Consider the following 955-nt stretch of genomic DNA (forward strand, 5'->3'; position numbering starts at 1 on the left):
TCCGAGAGCAATCCCTCGACGGTCTTCAGGTCGGCAGCGGACGATGCTCCGGTCATATCCGCATAGGCGCGGTTGGCGTAGACGACGCGGCCCTTGGTGTCGGTGACGAGAAGCCCCTGCGACATCGAATCGACGAAGGATTTCGACAGTTCGTCGCCTGTCGAGCGTGGCGTGACCTGCACGAAGCCGATCGCCGTCGCGAACAGGAAGCCGACGCCGATCATCGCCAGCACGCCGAGCATGCCGAGCAGGAAAGGATCGCCGAGGCGCTCGCGGAAAAGACCGAAGACGATCGCGGCCCCCGTCAGAACGACGATGAAAATGATAAGCCGGGTAACCGCGCCCGGTCGCGTATTCTGGTCGACGATCGGTACCGGATAGAAATCGCCGCGCGCTTCCTTGGCCATGTGCCCCCTGCTCGTGAATTCCGGTGTTCCGACACCCGCCCCGTACCGGGTTGAATCACATTCTCCTAGTCCGGAAAAGGCCTGGGCGGCAAATGTCGGATAAAAATGATGTCTTCCGGCCTTCGGAGTTTTTCAAGCTGTTCAACAGCGTGAAACGCAACTTGCGGTGGCCCGCTGCAACGGTCTAGTGTCTTATCACTTCCAAGGGGCGATCAGGGGAAACCAATGCAATGGCTCGATAGCGTGGCAGGTCCCGGTTATGCCGCAGCATTGTTGTGGACGTTTGCAGCGCTCGTCCTGCTGGTCATCGTTCTCGTCATCGTCAAGCTGGTGCGCAACCTGACATTCGGAACCTTCGTCGCCGGCGGCCGGAACCGCAAGACGCGACTGGCCGTCATGGATGCCACCGCCGTCGACAGCCATCGCAGGTTGGTGCTGATACGCCGCGACGACATCGAACATCTGCTTCTGATCGGCGGTCCGACCGACGTCGTCGTCGAGCGCGATATCCGGCTTTCGGCGCCGCGCCGGCCGGCATTGACTGGAGA

Annotated in this window: 1 protein-coding gene and 1 pseudogene; one reads left to right on the top strand and one right to left on the bottom strand. The window is 61.3% G+C overall.

Features of this window, described 5'->3' with window-relative positions:
• The coding region (locus EN879_RS37270; RefSeq protein ID WP_127274780.1) for a PAS domain-containing protein at positions 1–407 on the bottom strand (407 nt) is incomplete at its 3' end.
• 225 nt (positions 408–632) lie between these two features.
• On the opposite strand from EN879_RS37270, the pseudogene EN879_RS37275 reads away from it, so the two are divergent.
• Positions 633–955 (top strand): annotated as a pseudogene (locus EN879_RS37275) (flagellar biosynthetic protein FliO); the annotation flags it as partial.

Source organism: Mesorhizobium sp. M7A.F.Ca.AU.002.02.1.1, from assembly GCF_003998535.1.
Classification (GTDB): Bacteria; Pseudomonadota; Alphaproteobacteria; order Rhizobiales; family Rhizobiaceae; genus Mesorhizobium; species Mesorhizobium ciceri.